Annotated in this window: 16 protein-coding genes and 2 tRNA genes; 17 read left to right on the top strand and 1 reads right to left on the bottom strand. The window is 69.5% G+C overall.

The features are described from left to right. The 12 genes from Q8Q85_09970 to Q8Q85_10025 form a co-directional block, all read left to right on the top strand. Positions 1-564: beta-1,6-N-acetylglucosaminyltransferase (locus Q8Q85_09970; protein MDP3774580.1), on the top strand; the 564-nt coding region annotated here is incomplete at its 5' end. 105 nt (positions 565-669) lie between these two features. Further along, positions 670-1,425, top strand: a complete 756-nt coding sequence (locus Q8Q85_09975; GenBank protein ID MDP3774581.1) for a DUF2182 domain-containing protein — start codon at positions 670-672, stop codon at positions 1,423-1,425. Continuing rightward, positions 1,409-2,023 carry a DUF1326 domain-containing protein gene (locus Q8Q85_09980; protein ID MDP3774582.1) on the top strand — a complete coding sequence of 205 codons (615 nt, stop codon included), beginning with the start codon at positions 1,409-1,411 and terminating at the stop codon, positions 2,021-2,023. Before Q8Q85_09975 ends, Q8Q85_09980 begins: the two co-directional genes overlap by 17 nt. Positions 2,024-2,027: 4 nt before the next feature. Further along, on the top strand, positions 2,028-2,537 hold the full coding sequence (locus tag Q8Q85_09985) for a GAF domain-containing protein (protein MDP3774583.1): 510 nt from the start codon (positions 2,028-2,030) through the stop codon (positions 2,535-2,537). Then, positions 2,530-2,997, top strand: a complete 468-nt coding sequence (locus Q8Q85_09990) for a nucleoside deaminase (GenBank protein MDP3774584.1) — start codon at positions 2,530-2,532, stop codon at positions 2,995-2,997. Before Q8Q85_09985 ends, Q8Q85_09990 begins: the two co-directional genes overlap by 8 nt. 66 nt (positions 2,998-3,063) lie before the next feature. After that, positions 3,064-3,150 (top strand) — tRNA-Ser (locus Q8Q85_09995). Between the two features lie 116 nt (positions 3,151-3,266). Then, positions 3,267-3,354 (top strand) — tRNA-Ser (locus tag Q8Q85_10000). 52 nt (positions 3,355-3,406) lie between these two features. Further along, the gene (gene pyrR, locus Q8Q85_10005) at positions 3,407-3,964 is read left to right on the top strand and encodes a bifunctional pyr operon transcriptional regulator/uracil phosphoribosyltransferase PyrR (protein MDP3774585.1); all 558 of its coding nucleotides are present in this window, start codon (positions 3,407-3,409) and stop codon (positions 3,962-3,964) included. Further along, entirely contained in the window at positions 3,961-4,920 is a 960-nt protein-coding gene (locus Q8Q85_10010; GenBank protein ID MDP3774586.1) for an aspartate carbamoyltransferase catalytic subunit, read from the top strand. The genes pyrR and Q8Q85_10010 overlap by 4 nt, the downstream gene beginning before the upstream one ends. Continuing rightward, a complete protein-coding gene (locus Q8Q85_10015; GenBank protein MDP3774587.1) occupies positions 4,917-6,218 on the top strand; it encodes a dihydroorotase in 1,302 nt (433 codons plus the stop codon). Before Q8Q85_10010 ends, Q8Q85_10015 begins: the two co-directional genes overlap by 4 nt. A gap of 13 nt (positions 6,219-6,231) precedes the next feature. Further along, entirely contained in the window at positions 6,232-6,876 is a 645-nt protein-coding gene (locus tag Q8Q85_10020) for a class II aldolase/adducin family protein (protein ID MDP3774588.1), read from the top strand. A gap of 2 nt (positions 6,877-6,878) precedes the next feature. Next, positions 6,879-7,844, top strand: coding sequence for a hypothetical protein (locus Q8Q85_10025; protein MDP3774589.1), 966 nt, complete (start codon positions 6,879-6,881; stop codon positions 7,842-7,844). Here the strand turns inward: Q8Q85_10025 and rpsT are convergent. Next, positions 7,841-8,083: a 30S ribosomal protein S20 gene (gene rpsT, locus Q8Q85_10030; protein MDP3774590.1), complete on the bottom strand. Its 243-nt coding sequence runs from the start codon at positions 8,081-8,083 to the stop codon at positions 7,841-7,843. The genes Q8Q85_10025 and rpsT overlap by 4 nt on opposite strands. A gap of 138 nt (positions 8,084-8,221) precedes the next feature. Between rpsT and Q8Q85_10035 the strand changes: the two genes are divergently transcribed. The 5 genes from Q8Q85_10035 to Q8Q85_10055 are packed head-to-tail and all read left to right on the top strand — an operon-like array spanning position 8,222 to position 12,557. Beyond that, positions 8,222-8,893 carry a site-2 protease family protein gene (locus Q8Q85_10035; protein ID MDP3774591.1) on the top strand — a complete coding sequence of 224 codons (672 nt, stop codon included), beginning with the start codon at positions 8,222-8,224 and terminating at the stop codon, positions 8,891-8,893. Continuing rightward, positions 8,890-9,642 carry a ScpA family protein gene (locus tag Q8Q85_10040; GenBank protein ID MDP3774592.1) on the top strand — a complete coding sequence of 251 codons (753 nt, stop codon included), beginning with the start codon at positions 8,890-8,892 and terminating at the stop codon, positions 9,640-9,642. The genes Q8Q85_10035 and Q8Q85_10040 overlap by 4 nt, the downstream gene beginning before the upstream one ends. Next, complete coding sequence (gene scpB / locus Q8Q85_10045; GenBank protein ID MDP3774593.1) at positions 9,617-10,159, top strand: SMC-Scp complex subunit ScpB; 543 nt, start codon at positions 9,617-9,619, stop codon at positions 10,157-10,159. Before Q8Q85_10040 ends, scpB begins: the two co-directional genes overlap by 26 nt. Next, the gene (locus Q8Q85_10050; GenBank protein MDP3774594.1) at positions 10,156-10,899 is read left to right on the top strand and encodes a pseudouridine synthase; all 744 of its coding nucleotides are present in this window, start codon (positions 10,156-10,158) and stop codon (positions 10,897-10,899) included. The genes scpB and Q8Q85_10050 overlap by 4 nt, the downstream gene beginning before the upstream one ends. A gap of 14 nt (positions 10,900-10,913) precedes the next feature. Beyond that, positions 10,914-12,557 (top strand): hypothetical protein, encoded by a 1,644-nt coding sequence (locus Q8Q85_10055; protein ID MDP3774595.1) that lies wholly within the window; start codon positions 10,914-10,916, stop codon positions 12,555-12,557. Positions 12,558-12,560: the final 3 nt, after the last annotated feature.

Consider the following 12,560-nt stretch of genomic DNA (forward strand, 5'->3'; position numbering starts at 1 on the left):
GAATTCTTCATAAACCTTAGCGGACAGGATTTCCCCCTCAAGTCGCAGACGCACATCCAAGACTTTCTTCGCCGCAATAGAGGAAACGATTTCATCCGCGTGGCTAACCAGCGCACCTTCCGTCCTGACACACTATCTCGAATACAGAACCATGTTACCGAGTTCGGCAACAGGATCCTACGCATTCCTATCAGGCGACCGTATCTTCGAGTGGGGACGCCTTCTATCGGAACTCAGTGGATGATCTTGAGCCGGAAGTTCTGTGAATTTGTCTGCTACAGCCCTGAGGTCGAAAGGTTCAAGAGATTCTATCGGCACACCTTCATATCGGATGAAGGATTCTTTCAGACGGTAATAATGAATACCAGTTACCAGGGAACTATCGTGAACGACGATAAACGGACCATTGACTGGGTGCCGCTAGGAATAATCAAGTTACGTCCCAGAGACTTCACATCCAACGACGCCGATTTCTTGATGGCAAGTCCAGGCTTGTTTGCCCGCAAATTCGACGTAACCGTTGATGGAGGCATCTTGAGTATCTTGGAGGCAAATCTATCGTAGCCGTTTTGCCTTATCACGGCGAGGCGCCAACGCCGTGATCGCCGGATCGCGCCCAATACGGCAAGGGACGTAGAACATGGTCAACGTTTCCGAGCGCAGCAGCCGATGAGCCAGCCCGCCCAGGCCCCATCCCTCGATTCCCGCCACCAGTACCGGCTCGCGCTTGCCATGCTCGCGGCCGCCGCCCTGGCGTGGCTCTGGACGCTCTCCCACCGTACCATGGCGATGAGCATCCCGGCCTTCGTCGCGGCGTGGACCGTGATGATGGCCGCGATGATGCTCCCCTCGCTCGTGCCCAGCGTGCTCCTCTTCCAAGCGGCCTCGCGCTCGCGCGCGCCCTTCGGCTACCGGACCGCGCCGAGCCCGGTGTTCGTTGCCGGCTACTTCGCGGCGTGGGCGCTGATCGGTGCGACTGTCGCGGTCGCGGGCGACCTCGCGGGCCCGGTGCCCCCAAGCTGGCAGAGCGGCGTCGTCGGTTCGGCGCTCATCGTTGCCGGCGCGTACCAGCTCACCCGCCTCAAGGCCTGGTGCCTCGGCCACTGCCGGAGCCCCATGCACTTCTTCATGGAGCACTGGAAGGACGGCCCGCTCGGCGCCCTGCGCCTCGGCGCCCATCACGGCCTCTACTGCGTGGGCTGCTGCTGGGGGCTCATGGTCGCGTTCATCGCGCTCGGCATGATGCGGCCGGCCTGGATGGGGCTGATCGCGCTGGTGATATTGCTGGAGAAAACGGCGCCGAGTGGTCAGCGGCTGGCCCCGCTCATCGGAATGGGGTTTATTCTGGCCGGCGCCCTGGTGGCGCTCGATGTGCTGCCGGCGCTGGATGCGATGATGGGAGGGATGCATGGCGAAGCCCGCTAAGTGGAGCCTCAAGGTGGAGCACCTGATGGCATGCAACTGCAACTACGCCTGCCCCTGCTCCTTCGACGCCAGGCCCACGTTCGGCACCTGCGAGGCCTCGACGGCCACGCGCATCGTGAAGGGGAAGGTGGACGGGGTGACGCTCGACGGCCTCAAGTGGGCCTTCGTGGCCAAGTGGCCGGGCCCCTTGCACGAGCTGCACGGCAGAGGGGTCGTGTTCCTCGACCACCGGGCCAGGGGGGCGAAGCGCGACGCCCTCGAGCGGGTGGCCACGGGCAAGGCCGGCGGCCCGTGGGGGATCTTCATGTCCACGGTAACCGACGGCTACCAGGTGCGGACGGCGGGCATCGAGTTCAAGGTCGCCGGCAAGAGGAGCCACTTCCGCGTCGTGGGGGCCACCGAGGTCGCCTTCGAAAGCATCAAGAACCCGCTGACTGGGGCGGACTACCCGGCGATCGTGCTGCTGCCCGCGGGGCTCCTCACGAAGAAGGAGGAGATCTTCGCCGCCAAGACCATGTGGGTCAAAGCCGACGGGCTCGACTTCAGCTACCCACAGCGCAACGCGCTCGTCTTTACGACGACGTGGCGCGGCCCGTGAAGGGGTGACGACGGGCCCCAGGACGGGCGCCACCTCCGTCCTCGATGCGGGGCGCGTGGTGGGGAGGCTCCGCGATGCGCGGGCGCGTGGCGCCCGACGGCGAGAGCTGCTCTGGCTCGCGGCCCGAGCGATCCGCGAGGCGGGACCGCCCTACACTTCCGTTTACCTCTATATGCTCCACGGCGACGAACTGGTGCTCGAAGCGCACGACGGTCGGGGCACGGACCACGTCCGCATTCCCGTGGGGCGCGGCGTGTGCGGCACCGCCGCGGCGGAGCGGAAGGACCAGAACGTGCCGGACGTGTCCGCGGCGGGCAACTATCTCGCCTGCAACCTCGACACCAGGTCCGAGCTCGTCGTCCTGATCGAGCGCGGCGACACGATCCTGGGCCAGATTGACGTGGACTCCGACGTTCCCGCCGGCTTCTCCGATGTGGAGCACGCCGCGACGCGGGAAGTCGCCGACGCGCTCGGCGAGCTGCTCAAGGCGGCGGCCGGGACGGCGCGTGCCTAGGCGGAACTCGCAGGAGTTCCACGGCATCCGGCTGGCGCTGGAGGAGGCTCAGGCCGCGGCCGCCGACGGCGAAGCGCCGGTTGGCGCGGTCCTCATGCGCGGTGCGGAGATCCTTTCGCGCGGCCGCAACCGCATGCGCGCGACCGGCGACCCGCGGCAGCACGCCGAGGTCGGGTGCCTCGACGCGGCGGTCGCGGCCGGATGCCGGGGCCCCGACGCATTCGCGGGCGCGACGCTGTTCGTGACGCTCGAGCCGTGCTCGATGTGCGCCGGCGCCATCGTGCTGGCGCGGGTGCCTGGCGTGGTCTTCGGCGCGTGGGACCCGAAAGCGGGGATGGCCGGGTCGCTGCACGACCTGCTGCGGCATCCGAGGCTGAACCACCGCTGCGAGGTCGTGGGCGGCGTACTGGAGCAGGACTGCGCGGAGCTCCTCAAGGCCTTCTTCGCCGAGCGCCGCTGAGCGAGGACGGGGTTGCACTCGCTGGTTGAAACAGGCCCCGTCAACCCACTAGCTTTCGGCGCCGCTGGACAGGTGGCCGAGTGGTTGAAGGCGCCGGTCTCGAAAACCGGTGGGCCCGTAAGGGTCTCGTGAGTTCGAATCTCACCCTGTCCGTGTCAGCAGGCACAGGCGCACAGCCGTACAGCGCACAGGCGCACGGGGGCACGGTTGTCCGGGGCGCCAACTCCGACTGTGCTCCCGTGCGCCCGTGCCCTCTGTGCCCTCTTTCTGGATGGGTGGCCGAGCGGTTTAAGGCGCACGCCTGGAGAGCGTGTGGGCCCCAAAAGGGCCTCGTGGGTTCGAATCCCACCCCATCCGTTCACCCCCGCGTTGATTGCGGCGCTCGCTTGCCTTACCTTTCGGCCTCGATATGCCGCATGAAGAGCGCCAGCTCATCCTGGACGACCGCGCCCTCGCGCGCACGCTCCACCGGATGGCGCAGGACATTCTGCGGCAGACCCCCGATCCCATATCGCTGGTGCTCATCGGCGTACAGCGCCGAGGCGTGGAGCTGGCCGCGCGGCTGGCGACCGAGGCGCGCACCCAGTCCGGGATCGAGGTGCCGAGGGGCGCCATGGACATCACACTCTATCGCGACGACCTCGAAGCCGTCGGGCCGCGTCCCCTGGTGGGCCCCACGCACCTGCCGGTGGACTTGGGCGGCCGACACGCGTGGATCGTGGACGACGTCCTCTTCACGGGGCGCACGGTGCGGGCGGCGCTGGATGAGCTGGCGGACTTCGGGCGTCCGGCGCGCATCGGGCTCGCGGTGCTGGTGGACCGGGGCGGGCGCGAATTGCCGATCCAGGCGGACGTGGTCGGCGAGCGGGTGCCGACCGGACCGCGCGACCGGGTGGAGGTGTTCGTGAAGGAGCTGGACGGACGCGATGCGGTGGAAGTGGTCCGCGGCGCGAAGGTGGGTGGGTGAGCCCGGCCCTGGGGAAGGACCTCCTGGGCCTCGAACCCCTCTCCGCCGACGATATCCGCCTCATCCTCGACACCGCCGAACCGTTCAAAGAGATCTCCGAGCGCGCCATCAAGAAGGTCCCGGTCCTCCGGGGCAAGACCATCGTGAACCTCTTCTTCGAGGCCTCGACCCGCACCCGGATCAGTTTCGAGTTCGCGGAGAAGCGCCTCTCCGCCGATACGGTGAACGTCGCGACCGCGGCGTCCTCGGTGCAGAAGGGCGAGACGCTGGTGGACACGGCGCGCAACCTCGAGGCGATGCGGATCGACATGGTGGTGATCCGGCACGGCTCGTCCGGCGCCGCGAAGTTCCTCGCGGACCGCATCGAGTCGAATGTGGTCAATGCCGGTGACGGGATGCACGAGCACCCGACCCAGGCCCTGCTCGACCTTCTCACCATCCGCGACCATCGCCCCATCGAGGGCGCGAAGGTCTGCATCGTGGGAGACGCACTGCACTCGCGGGTGGCGCGGTCCAACATCTGGGGCCTCACCAAGCTGGGCGCCGAGGTGGCGGTGTGCGGACCGCGGAGCCTGTTGCCGCTCGGCGTGGAGCAGCTGGGCGTCAGGGTGTTCCGGCGGATTGAGGAAGCGATCGAGTGGGCGGACGTGCTCAACGTGCTGCGGCTCCAGCTGGAGCGGATGCAGGCCGGCTACGTCCCGTCGCTTCGCGAGTACTACCGCGTCTTCGGCGTCACGCTCGAGCGGCTGGAGAAAGCGCCGCGCGACCTCCTCATCCTGCACCCGGGGCCGATGAACCGCGGGGTCGAGATCGACTCGCGGGTGGCTGACGGGCCGCACTCGGTCATACTGAACCAGGTCACCAACGGCGTGGCGGTGCGCATGGCGGTGCTCTATCTGCTGGCGGGCGGGCGCCCCGAGCTGGCCGAAGCGGCCAAGGGCGGAGGGGAGCGATGAAGCCGGTCCTGATCCGCGGCGCCAGGGTGATCGATCCTTCGGTGGGCCGCGATGCCGTCGCCGACCTGGCGATCGCCGAGGGGAGGATCCTCGCGGTGGGCTCGTCCCTGGGCATTCCTGATGGCGCCGAAGTGATCGACGCGAACGGCCTGGTGGTCGCGCCGGGGTTCGTGGACCTGCACGTGCATCTGCGCGAGCCGGGACGTGAGGACGTCGAGACCATCGCGACGGGCGCGCGTGCCGCCGTGGCCGGCGGCTTCACGTCGGTCTGCGCGATGCCCAACACCGACCCCGTCACCGACAACCAGGCCGCCGTCGGCTTCATCGTGAGCCAGGCGCGCCAGGCTGGGACCGCCCGGGTCTATCCCATCGGCGCGGTCTCGCTGGGACAGCGGGGCGAGCAGCTCACCGAGATGGGCGAGCTGGTGGCCGCAGGGGCCATCGCCGTCTCCGACGACGGGAAGCCGGTCGCGACGGCGCACCTCATGCGCACCGCGCTCGAGTACGCGATGACCTTCGGCATCCCGGTCATCGACCACTGCGAGGACCACACGCTCTCCGCGGGCGGCGCGATGCACGAGGGGCTCACCTCCACGCGCCTCGGCTTGAAGGGGATCCCGCGCGCCGCGGAGGACGTGATCGTAGCGCGCGATATCGCGCTCGCCGAGCTGACCGGCGGCCATGTGCACCTCGCGCACATCTCCACCGCGGGCGCGGTCCGGATGATCCGCGACGCGAAGGCGCGCGGCGTCCAGGTGACCGCCGAAGTGACGCCGCACCACTTCGCGCTCACCGACGCGTGCTGCGAGGGCTACAACACCAACGCCAAGATGAACCCTCCGCTGCGCGAGGGGCACGACGTCGAGGCGCTGCGCGCGGCCCTGGCCGACGGTACCATCGACTGCATCGCCACCGACCACGCGCCGCACCACTACGACGCCAAGGAGGCGGAGTTCGACTTCGCGCCCTTCGGCGTGGTGGGTCTCGAGACGGCGCTCGGCGTGGCGATGGTCGAGCTGGTCGAGCGGGGCGTCCTCCCGCTTCCCGCCCTGGTCCACCGGCTCGCCACGCGGCCCGCCGAGGTGGCGCACCTGCCGGCCGGCACGCTCGCTCCCGGGGCGCCGGCTGACGTGATCGTGTTCGACCCGGCGGCGGAGTGGACGGTGGACCCGGCCGCGTTCTTCTCCAAGAGCCGCAACACGCCGTTCGCGGGACGCCGGCTCAAGGGCGTGATCCGATGGACGCTGGTGGGCGGGGTGGTGGCGCACCGCTCCGGCCCCCGCCCGCGGGGCGGGTAGGGCGCGCCGCGGCGTGAACCGGCTCGAGGCAGCGCGCGGCATCTGCCGGGTCGGCCGGCGGCTGATGGAGCGCGGGTTGATCGCCGGGACCGACGGGAACATCGCCGTCCGGCTCGCGGGTGACCGAATCCTCGTGACGCCCAGCGGGTACGCGAAGGGCGAGCTCGCGCCGGATGACCTGGTCGAAGTGGACCTCGCCGGCAACCACCTCCGCGGATCGAACCGGGCAAGCTCCGAACTCGGCATGCATCTGGTTATTCTTGGGGTGCGGCCGGAGGTGGGCGCCGTGGTACACGCGCACCCGCCGACGGCGACCGGGTTCTCGATCGCCGGACTGACGCTCGACGAGGGCGTGATCCCGGAACTGGTCGTCCAGGTGGGGCCGGTGCCGCTGGTGCCCTACGCGATGCCGGGCACGCCGGACCTGGGTGAGACCGTCGGGCCGTACGCGCGGGGGCACGACGCGCTGCTCCTCGCCAATCACGGCGCGGTGACGATGGGACGGACGCTGGACGAGGCGCATCACCGCATGGAGAGCCTCGAGCATTCCGCCCGGATCCTTCTCGCTGCCCGGTTGCTGGGTCGCGTCGAGCGGCTTCGGCCGGATGACGTGGCGCGGCTGCTGCGGCTGCGCGGGCTGAGTGAAACGGAGATGTGACCATGAGCCGAAAGAGCCGCACCACAACGTCGGGGGTGGAGCGCCTCCTGGAGCAGCGTCGGCTGTTCCAGGATTGGCTCACCAAGCTCTCTGGCGGCGCCGGCGAGACGATGCCGGGACACGTCGTCGAGAAGGTGCGCAACGACTACCGCGCCCGCCTCGCTGAGGTGATGACCGAGCTGGCGCAGCACGACGACTCCATCCGCCAGGCACTCGCCGAGGCACAGGGCCGCCACGAGTCGATGGAGCGGCAGCAACAGGCGGCCAAGGACGAGCTGGCGGAGGTGCGGCTGCGCAAGCAGGTGGGCGAGCTGGACGATGCCGTCTTCAAGGAGATCAACGCGCGGCTCAAGGGCACTATCGACGAAACCTCGAAGGATCTGGCTGCCTCGCTCCGGGACATCGAACGTTACGAGGAGATCATCGAGCTGATCGCGGCCGAAGGCGTCCCCGCGGCGCCGGTCGCCACGTCGGCCGCGGCCGCAGCGGCTCCCGAACCAGCTCCCGCCCCCGCCGCGCCGGTCGCCGAGCCGGCAGTTGCGGCTCAGGGCTCGGAGAGTGAAGAGGCGCCGGAGCACCCAGCCTCGCAGATCGACGCGCTGGAGGAGATGGCGTTCATCCGGTCGATGACGGGCGTGATGGCGCCGCCCCAGCGCCCGTCCAGGCCGGTCGGCAGAGTTGCCGAGCCGGAGCCGCAGGCCTCACCGAAAGCGGCCCCCGAGCCGGCGGCCGCGATCGTAGCGCCTCCCGCGGAGATGCAGGTCGTGCGGGACCAGGCGTTTGAGGAACCCGAGGCGTCGGTCGAGGAGCGGGGGTCGAAGCAAGTCGCAGGGACGGTCCGGCGCTCGGAGGACGCGCGTGCGGCGCAGGCCGAAGGGAAGGCGCTGGTATGCGGCGAGTGTGGTGCGCCGAACCTGCCGACAGAATGGTACTGCGCGAAGTGCGGGGCGGAGCTCTCGGCCTTCTAGCTCTGCTTCGCCAGCTTCTTCATGAGGCGCGACTTCCTGCGCGCCGCCGCGTTCCGATGGATCTGTCCCTTGCGGGCTCCGCGATCGAGCGTTTTGATCGCTTCCGCGACCGCCACGGGCGTCAACTCGGCCCGGGCCTTCTTCACCGCGGTCTTGATGGTCGAACGCTCGGCGCGGTTGTGCTTGGTCCGCTTCCGGGCCTGGCGCATCGCCTTCTTGGCAGACTTGATTCGGGGCACTGCGTCTCCTGATGGGTTGAAAAGCGATTCAACTCTTGAACCGCATTGAGCTTAGCCGGAGCCCGGCCTTTTGACAACCCTTCCAAGCGCCGCTAGGTTGCTCCGCTTCACGCTTGCCGAAAGACCCGCGAGCCCGACGTGTCGCATTTCATCCTTATTTTTCCCGTCCTGCTATTCTCATTCGTTGCGCACGAGTACGCGCATGTCTGGGCGGCGCTCAAGCAGGGGGACGACACGGGCTACATGCTCGGCCGGCTGACGCTCAACCCGCTGCCGCACCTCGACCCGTTCATGAGCATCATCGTCCCGATAGGTCTCTACGTCATGACCAATGGGGCGTTCACGTTCGGTGGGCCGAAGCCGGCGCCGGTCACCCCGAGGAACTTCCGGAACTACCGCCGGGGCGACCTAGTCGTCTCGTCGGCCGGCGTCATCATGAACCTGATCCTCGCCTTGGTCTGCGCGGGCGTCTTCGTGCTGATCGGATTCGTGGGCGCGGAGGTGGGCGCGCTCCGCGGGTTGATGGGCACGCTTCAGACGATGGTGAGCTTCGGCGTGTGGTTCAACATCCTGCTCGCGTTCTTCAACCTCATTCCTATCCCACCGCTCGACGGCTCGCGCCTGCTGTACCACGCCCTGCCGCCGGCGTGGGGCGCGCGCTACCGGCAGCTCGGCGGCTTCGGGTTCATGCTCCTGATGGCGACGTTCTTCGTGCCCGGGTTCTGGAACGTGTTGCTCTGGCCGGTGGGTATGGTGACGACGACCGTGCAGTCCGCCATCGGCGCCTACAGCCTCCCGATCGTCCCGTGACCGTGACCGCCTCGATCCCCGGGGCGGGCGGGCCGTCCGACGGCGGCGGGTTCGTCGTCACGCTGGATCGGTTCTCGGGGCCCCTGGACCTCCTGCTGCACCTCATCCGGCGCGAGGAGATCGACCTCTGGGACATCCCGATCGCGCGGATCGCCGACCAGTTCCTCCGGGTGATCCACGACCTCGGGCTGAACGAGGCGGCGGAGTACCTCGAGATGGCCGCGCGGCTGGTGCGCATCAAGGTGCAGATGCTGCTGCCGCGCCGCGGCGACGAGGAGCCGTGGGAGGACCCGCGCCACGAACTGGTGCGCCGCCTCCTGGAGTACCAGCAGATCCGCGAGGTGGTGGATTGGCTGGAGCGGGCCGCGCGGCGTCGCGCCGAGCGCTACGGCCGCGGCTGGGTGCCCGCTGCGCCGGACGCGCCGCCGCCGCCGCTCGCTTTCAGCATCGAGGAGCTGGTCGAGGCGGTCGAGCGCGTCCTGGCAATGTTCCCGGACGCCGTGATCCACCGGGTCCTGCCGCATCCGCTCGACGTTGAAGGCGCCACGCGCCGCGTGCTCGACATGCTCGATGCCCGGCCGTCGTTCGGGTGGCGCGACCTGTTCGGAACGGCGCCCAGTATAGCGGACATCCTGGCGTCGCTGGTCGCGTTGCTCGAGTTGGCGCGTAGCGGCACCCTGACCCTTTCCCAATCCCGTCCCTTCACCTCTTTCTCGATCGATCGTGGACCAGCGTACCAGGCTGCTTGAAGCGGCGCTCTTCGCGGCGCCAAGACCCCTCGCGCTGGACGAGCTGCACGGGCTCGATCCCGAGGCGACCGAGGCCGATTGGCGTCGCGCCGTCGAGGAGCTGCGCGACCACTACGACGCCGGCGGGCACGGCGTCGAGGTGGCCGCCATCGCCGACGGTTGGCAGATCCTTACGCGGCCGGTCTTCGCCGAGGCGATCGAGCGCGCGGCCTTCGCGTCCCGGCCCGTCAAGCTGTCGGGCGCGGCGCTCGAGGTCCTGGCGATCATCTCCTACCGGCAGCCGGTCGGTCGCGCGGAGGTCGAGGAGATCCGGGGAGTGTCTTCGGGCGGCGTGCTCAGGCTGCTCCAGGAACGCGGCCTGATCGAAGTCGCGGGCCGCTCCGAAGGGCTGGGCAGGCCGCTGCGGTACGCCACCACGCCGCTCTTCCTAGAGCACCTCGGCCTCGGCGACCTGGCCGACCTGCCGCGTACCGACGAGCTGGCCGTGGCGCTGCGGCCACCGCAGCCGGAACCGTGACCCCGATCCGCCTCGCGCGGTTCCTGGCGCGGGCGGGCGTGACATCGCGGCGGGGTGCCGCGGACCTGGTGCGCACCGGCCGCGTCGCCATCAACGGCACTCCGCCGCGCGGGCCGGGCGACCCGGTGGATCCGGAGGCCGACCGTGTCACGCTGGACGGTAAGCCGCTGCGCCTGCCGGACCAGGCGTGGATCGCCCTGAACAAGCCGCCGGGATCGGTGACCTCACGCCGGCCGTCGGTGCGCTTCCCGAGCGTTTTCGATCTGCTCCCCGGCGCGTCTCCGTCCCTGGTGGCGGTGGGTCGGCTGGACGTGCTGTCCGAGGGGCTCCTACTATTCACCACCGACGGCGAGCTGGCCGGACGGTTGATGCACCCCCGCTGGCAGGTGCCACGCACCTACCGGGTCTGGGTGTCGGGCAGGCCACGCGTATCGGAGCGGGAGGCGCTCGCCAACGGCGTTCCGGTGGAGGACGACGTTCCCGTACGGCCGCACGCGTGGCGCTTTCAGCCCGATGCCAAGGGCGGACGGCTCGAGGTGCAGCTGGGTGAGGGACGCTCGCGCATCGTGCGTCGCATGGCCGCCGCCCTGGGGCTCGGCGTGCGGCGATTGGTCCGCGTGGGATACGGCCCGATCACGTTGGGTGCGCTCGAGCCGGGCGGATCCCGGCCGCTCGCGCCGGGCGAGATTGAGGCGCTGTACGGTACGGTTGGCCTGAGGCCTCCCGCGAACGCTTCATAGGGAAAGCGAGCCGCATGGAACTGCAGGGGTCGTCCATCATGATCCTCGGTGGGAGCGGGCTGGTCGGCCGCGCGGTGGCGCGCCGGCTCCTCGATTGCCGCCCGAAGACGATCGTCCTGGTGGCGCTAAACGAGCGGGAGACCGAGGAGACGGCTGAGAGTCTCCGTCCCCGCGCCGGAGACGCCGTGATCGTGACGGAGTACGGGAACGTCTACCTGCCCGCTACGCTCGCCCGGCTCGACCGCGCCACTTTGCTCGACGATCCGGCGCGGCGCCGCCTGATGGTGGACGACGTCTACGGCGACCTCACGGAAGAGTTGCTGACGCGCAGCTTTCTGGTGCAGCTGCTCGAGAAGTACCGGCCCGACGCCGTGGTGGATTGTGTCAACACCGCGACGGCGTTCGCCTATCAGGACGTCTACCGTTCGTCGCGCGATCTGATCGCGGCGTGCGACAAGGGCGGCGCCGACCAGGCCGCCGTCGAGCGCCACATCCTCACCCAGCCCATCCCGCAGCTCACCCGGCACATGCAGGTCCTGGTCGAGGGGCTGCGCCGTTCGGGCACGCGGGCCTACGTGAAGATCGGCACCAGCGGCACCGGCGGGATGGGCTTCAACATCCCCTACACCCACTCGGAGGAGCGGCCGTCCCGCACGCTGCTCACCAAGTCGGCGGTCGCGGGGGCGCACACCCTGCTGCTGTATCTTCTCGGGCGGACTCCCGACGCTCCCGCCACCATAGAGATCAAGCCGACCGCCGCGATCGGGTGGCGCGAGATCGCGTTCGGACCGGTGCGCCGCGCCGGCCTGGAGATCGGGCTGGTGGACTGTCCAGCGCCGATCCCGCTCGGGCGTGCCTTCGACGGCGAGCCGGTGTGGGTGGACCTTGGCCGCCCGCTGGAATCGGTGTACGTCAACATGGGCGAGAACGGGCTCTTCGCCAACGAGGAGTTCGCTACCATCACCGCCCTCGGCCAGATGGAGTTCATCACGCCGGAGGAGATCGCAGACCACGTGTTGATGGAGCTACAGGGCCGGCCCACTGGGCGCGACGTGATCGCGGCGCTGGACGGGGCCACGGCAGGGCCGACCTACCGCGCGGGGATCCTGCGGGGGGCCGCGATGCGGCGGCTGCAACAGCTGGAGTCGCAGAGCGGGGTGCGGTCGATCGCCTTCGAGATGCTGGGCCCGCCGCGTCTCACCAAGCTGCTGTTCGAGGGCTATCTGCTCTCGCGCCTGTTCGCCAGCGTGTCCCAGCTCGCCGCGGCGGATGCCGCGCGGGTCGGCCGCGACGAGGAGGAGCTGCTCCAGCGGGACGGCCTCCTTCGCGCCGAGATCATCTCGGTCGGCATCCCGATCGTCAGCCCGGACGGCGCCCACGTCCGACGTGGCCCGCGCGTGGTGGTGCCGCCTTCGGACGGCGATCCGCTCGCGGCGGCCGCGCGCGGGTGGGTAGACCTGCGGCCGGCCAACTGCACGCTGTGGATCGAGCGCGCGCGGCGGATCGTCGCCCAGGCCTCCGACCGCGCCACCGGCCGGCGCGGCTCCGGGAGCGACGAGGACTGGAACTCGATGGAGCCGGGTGATCCGATAGTTCCGTGGCGCATGGCGACCTGGGTGTTCCGGTACGAGGACCGGGGAGAGCGCACCAAGCGCTGAGCC

The organism is Gemmatimonadales bacterium (assembly GCA_030697825.1).
Lineage (GTDB): Bacteria > Gemmatimonadota > Gemmatimonadetes > Gemmatimonadales > JACORV01 > JACORV01.

Coding starts and splice junctions, on each gene's coding strand:
- Q8Q85_10055 (MDP3774595.1), top strand. CDS start 10,914: ATGGAACTGCAGGGGTCGTCCATCATGATCCTCGGTGGGAGCGGGCTG.
- Q8Q85_09980 (MDP3774582.1), top strand. CDS start 1,409: ATGGCGAAGCCCGCTAAGTGGAGCCTCAAGGTGGAGCACCTGATGGCA.
- Q8Q85_10025 (MDP3774589.1), top strand. CDS start 6,879: ATGAGCCGAAAGAGCCGCACCACAACGTCGGGGGTGGAGCGCCTCCTG.
- Q8Q85_10015 (MDP3774587.1), top strand. CDS start 4,917: ATGAAGCCGGTCCTGATCCGCGGCGCCAGGGTGATCGATCCTTCGGTG.
- Q8Q85_09975 (MDP3774581.1), top strand. CDS start 670: ATGAGCCAGCCCGCCCAGGCCCCATCCCTCGATTCCCGCCACCAGTAC.
- pyrR (MDP3774585.1), top strand. CDS start 3,407: ATGCCGCATGAAGAGCGCCAGCTCATCCTGGACGACCGCGCCCTCGCG.